Genomic DNA, 4,705 nt, shown 5'->3' with positions numbered 1-4,705 from the left:
TTATCTCCCCGGGCGCGCATGATCCGCACGGGTGTGCGCATCATAGAAACGGCGCGGTCTCCCCGACATGGCGCCTAACTGCGACCACCGTATCGTGCCTGAATCGCATTTCGTTTCTCAGGCTCAATATTGATTCGCGAGAAATCGTGACTGTAGTGCTCGAGCAGTCGCGGGTCCATCACCCGTCGCCACAGCGGCGGAAAGAGGGCCAGGATGATCAATACCGCGTAACCGGCGGGTAGCTGCGGCGCCTGCGGCATCGACCGCAGGGTCTGGTAGCGGCGCAGCGGATTGGCGTGATGGTCGCTGTGCCGTTGCAGGTTGTAGAGGAACAGGTTGGAGCACACGTGGTTGCTGTTCCAGCTGTGCTGGGGCTGCACGCGTTCGTAACTGCCGTCCGGTCGCTTCTCGCGCAGCAGCCCGTAGTGCTCGAGATAGTTGGCGCCTTCGAGGAACATGATCGCCATGACGGCCTGGACGACGAGCCACGGGGCGATCGACCAGCCGAACACGGCGATGAGCACCGCGTAGAGGACGACGCTCAGCGCCCATGCGTTGAGGATGTCGTTGTGCCGCAGATTCCAGAACGACGTGCCGCGACGTTCGAGCCGGCCCTTCTCGTAACGGATCGCGGAACGGAGGCTGCCGAACACCGAACGGGGCAGGAAGCGCCAGTAGCTCTCTCCCATGCGGGCGGTGGCCGGGTCCTCCGGGGTCGCCACACGGGCGTGGTGCCCCCGATTGTGTTCGACGTAGAAGTGGCCGTAGAACGACTGGGCGAGCGCGATCTTCGCGAGGCGCCGCTCGATGGTGGTGCGCTTGTGTCCGAGTTCGTGCGCCGCGTTGATGCCGACACCGCCGACGATGCCGAGTGTGGCGGCCATCGCGAATCGTTCGGCGCCGCCCATGGGCTGCGACACCCACATCCAGCACCCGAATGTCAGGCCCGCGTATTGCAGTGGGAGATAGAGATAGGTGCAGTAGCGGTAGTACCGGTCGTTCTCGAGCGTCCGCATCACGCTCTCGGGCGGATTGCTCGTGTCCAGCCTCGCGAACGCGTCGACCAACGGGCAGACGACGGCGATGACCAGTGCACCGGTGGCCCAGAAGACGCCGAGGTGGAGGTATTCGACGAGGAAGTAGGCGATGAAGGGGCTCAGGGGGACGACGAGTCCGTACAGCCAGAGGCGTTTCTTGGGGTCGGTCCATCGATCGTGTGTCGCACTGCGAGGAGTAGCCGAATCCACAAACACCAATCCCCCAGGAAGGAAAAACCGTCCGGTACGAATCCCCCCGCACCGGAGAAAACAAACTGTTACCCCACGAACCGGATATACCTTACAAGCAGTACTTACCGACGGGTAGGCCTACGCCTCCCGACTGTGATGGAGAGCACACGACGACGGCGCCGCACCGGAAGTGCGACGCCGTCGAACGCGGAATTCTCGAAAGAGTGCGACCTAGATGGCGCGCACACCCTGAGCCTGCGGGCCTTTCTGCCCCTGGCCGATCTCGAACTCGACTCGTGCCCCCTCGTCCAGGGTCTTGAAGCCCGAACCCTGGATCTCGGAGTAATGGACGAAAACGTCTGCTCCCCCACCATCCTGCTCGATGAAGCCGAAGCCCTTTTCCGCGTTGAACCACTTGACAGTGCCCTGCGCCATACCACTTGCTCCTTGCATTCCCCCACGTCACCCCGACGTGAGGCCTAGATGGACCTCGATCATCGCATTGATCCGGACATTCGTCGCGCCTTGTTTCCCAACTCGTTACCGCAACCGGCAAAACGCGGATGAAATCCTGTTGCGGCACGGTGGCACGATGTAAGCCGTGACTATCGAGGAGCAAGGCCAACTTCACCATCACATCAGCCGTCGGCTCGAGCAGTCGTCGAAGCTCCAGAACGTGCTCTACGAGATCCGCGGGCCGGTGCACGCCCACGCCGCGCGGCTCGAGGCCGAGGGGCATCGCATCCTCAAGCTCAACATCGGCAACCCCGCACCGTTCGGGTTCGAGGCGCCCGACACGATCGTGCAGGACATGATCGCGGCGCTGCCCCACGCGCAGGGCTACTCGGAGTCCAAGGGCATCGCCTCCGCCCGTCGCGCGATCGTCACGCGCTACGAGCTCGTGCCGCGCTTCCCGAAGTTCGACATCAACGATGTCTACCTGGGCAACGGAGTCTCCGAGCTCATCACCATCACCATGCAGGCCCTGCTCGACGACGGCGACGAGGTGCTCATCCCGGCACCCGACTATCCGTTGTGGACGGCGATGACCTCGCTCGCCGGTGGCACCCCCGTGCACTATCTGTGCGACGAGACCAACGACTGGAACCCGGATCTCGACGACATCGAGTCCCGGATCACCGACCGCACCAAGGCGATCGTGGTGATCAACCCGAACAACCCGACGGGCGCCGTGTACTCGCACGAGGTGCTCGAGGGGATCGTGCGCCTCGCCCGCAAGCACCAGTTGCTGCTGCTCGCCGACGAGATCTACGACAAGATCCTGTACGACGATTCGAAGCACGTCTCCCTCGCGTCGCTGGCCCCCGACCTGCTCTGCCTGACCTACAACGGCCTGTCGAAGGCGTACCGGGTCGCCGGCTACCGGTCGGGCTGGATGGTCATCACCGGCCCGAAGGATCACGCAGAGGGCTTCCTCGAGGGCGTCGACCTGCTCGCCTCGACCCGCTTGTGCCCCAATGTGCCGGCCCAGCACGCCATCCAGGTGGCGCTCGGCGGCTATCAGAGCATCGAGGACCTGGTACGGCCCGGTGGGCGCCTGCTCGAGCAGCGCGACGTCGCGTGGGAGCGCCTCAACGCCATCCCGGGCGTGAGTTGCGTGAAGCCGCGCGGTGCGCTCTACGCCTTCCCGCGTCTGGATCCGGAGGTCTACGACATCCACGACGACGAGAAGCTCGTGCAGGATCTGCTGCTGCAGGAGCGCATCCTCGTCACGCAGGGCACGGGCTTCAACTGGCCGAACCACGACCATCTGCGCATCGTCACGCTGCCGTGGGCACGCGACCTGGCGGTGGCGATCGAGCGGATCGGTAACTTCCTGTCCTCCTACAAACAGTAGGAACAGGGCTTCCGACCCCGGGCTGGCAATCGTTGCCGAACAGTTATGTTGTGCCTTTCGGGACCAAAGTCCCTGTTTAGAGGCACGGTCGACCTACCCGAACGGACAGTTTGTCGGCTTCGTGACCATCGACACATGCCAACCCCTCCCCAATCCGGGGTCGGAACCAGTAATTTGTCTTATGGCACTAAGCACTACGCACTGTGCCGGGCTCCCTGATCGATCGCCATCCCCCCTGTGCGAGATCAGGTGACGGTGGCGGGGACACCCCCCCTGCTCCCCGCCACCACCAGCCCCAACCATCTCGCCTCTTGGCTAGCCTGTCCGGGTGAATCACGGACACGGCCATTTCGGCCACGGACACGGCCACGGGCAGGACGAAAGTCCCATCCCACTCGGACCCATCGCCGCGAAGATCGTGGTCGGCCTGCTGGCTGCGATCGGTCTCCTGGTGCTCTTCGGCACCGCCCTGTTATGGCCGAGCAGCCGTGCCGTGGACATCCCCGCTCCCTTTCAGACGAGTAGCGGCGGCGCGGTCGTCACCGAGGCCGGAACGGTCGTCGAGCAGAACACCGGCCCGTGCGGCAGCGCGTCCTTCGGGCGCGTCTTCACCGGTGAGCCGTCCCCTCCCTCGAGCAACGCCTTCGACTGCGAACGCAGCATCGTCGCCATCGAATCCGGTCCCGACGACGGTGCCCGGACGCTCCTCGAGGTGATTCCCGGCCCGGGTCAGCCCGATCTACAGGCCGGCGACGAGATCCGTCTCGTCCGCCAGACCGATCCGGCGGGCGCCACCCAGTACTCCTTCTACGACTACGCCCGCGGCTTCCCGCTCGCCCTGGTGGTCGCAGCGTTCGCTGTCGTAGTGGTCGCCATCGCCCGCTGGCGCGGTCTGCGGGCCCTGATCGGCCTGGTGGTCGCGTTCGGTGTGCTGGTGGTGTTCATGCTCCCGGCGCTCCTGGACGGCAAACCCGCCGTGCCGGTCGCACTGGTCGGCGGTGCACTGATCCTCTACGCGGTGCTGTACCTGGCGCACGGTGTGAATCTGAGGACCAGTTCGGCGCTGCTCGGCACGCTCGCCTCGATGGTCGTCGCGGCCCTGCTGTCCTACGTCGCGATCCGCATGACACATCTGACCGGTCTGTCGGAGGAACAGAACACCGACGTGCAGTTGTACATCGGGCACGTGTCGATCTCGGGCCTACTGCTGGCGGGATTCATCATCGGCTCGCTCGGTGTGCTCAACGACGTCACCATCACGCAGGCGTCGTCGGCCTTCGAACTCGCCGGGCTCGATCCCGAGTCGTCGCGTCGTGAGATCTTCTCGGCGGCGATGCGCGTGGGCCGCGACCACATCGCCAGCACCGTCTACACGCTCGTCCTCGCCTACGCGGGCGGCGCGCTGCCTCTCCTGCTGCTGTTCTCGGTGGCCGGGCGGTCGATCACCGATGTGATCACGAGCGACGCCGTGGCGATCGAGCTGGTCCGCGCATGCGTCGGCGGCATCGCGCTCACGTTGTCGGTGCCGCTCACCACGGCGATCGCCGCCGTGCTCGCGCGTACCGACGCCCCCGGACAGCAGACGGGCGGCCGGCACGCGCGACGCGCGTGAGCGGGT

The 4,705-nt window shown here is 65.2% G+C and carries 4 protein-coding genes; 2 read left to right on the top strand and 2 right to left on the bottom strand.

What is annotated here, in order from left to right; genetic code table 11:
• Window positions 1–74: 74 nt before the first annotated feature.
• Together BLV31_RS06995 and BLV31_RS06990 are read right to left on the bottom strand one after the other, a co-directional pair.
• Window positions 75–1,247: an alkane 1-monooxygenase gene (locus tag BLV31_RS06995; RefSeq protein WP_039585610.1), complete on the bottom strand. Its 1,173-nt coding sequence runs from the start codon at window positions 1,245–1,247 to the stop codon at window positions 75–77.
• A 213-nt stretch (window positions 1,248–1,460) separates the two neighbouring features.
• Entirely contained in the window at window positions 1,461–1,664 is a 204-nt protein-coding gene (locus BLV31_RS06990) for a cold-shock protein (RefSeq protein ID WP_006553044.1), read from the bottom strand.
• Between the two features lie 166 nt (window positions 1,665–1,830).
• Between BLV31_RS06990 and BLV31_RS06985 the strand changes: the two genes are divergently transcribed.
• Both BLV31_RS06985 and BLV31_RS06980 read left to right on the top strand, forming a co-directional pair.
• Window positions 1,831–3,087, top strand: coding sequence for a pyridoxal phosphate-dependent aminotransferase (locus BLV31_RS06985; protein WP_006553045.1), 1,257 nt, complete (start codon window positions 1,831–1,833; stop codon window positions 3,085–3,087).
• 328 nt (window positions 3,088–3,415) lie between these two features.
• Window positions 3,416–4,699 carry a YibE/F family protein gene (locus tag BLV31_RS06980; RefSeq protein WP_064060361.1) on the top strand — a complete coding sequence of 428 codons (1,284 nt, stop codon included), beginning with the start codon at window positions 3,416–3,418 and terminating at the stop codon, window positions 4,697–4,699.
• Window positions 4,700–4,705 lie beyond the last annotated feature (6 nt).

Source organism: Rhodococcus pyridinivorans (assembly GCF_900105195.1).
In the GTDB taxonomy this organism is placed as follows: Bacteria; Actinomycetota; Actinomycetes; order Mycobacteriales; family Mycobacteriaceae; genus Rhodococcus; species Rhodococcus pyridinivorans.
Note: the sequence above shows the minus strand (reverse complement) of the source record. Positions and strands in the feature narration are given on the sequence as shown.

Excerpts from the sequence above, each read along its gene's own strand:
- BLV31_RS06990 (WP_006553044.1), bottom strand. The coding sequence starts at position 1,664 with ATGGCGCAGGGCACTGTCAAGTGGTTCAACGCGGAAAAGGGCTTCGGC.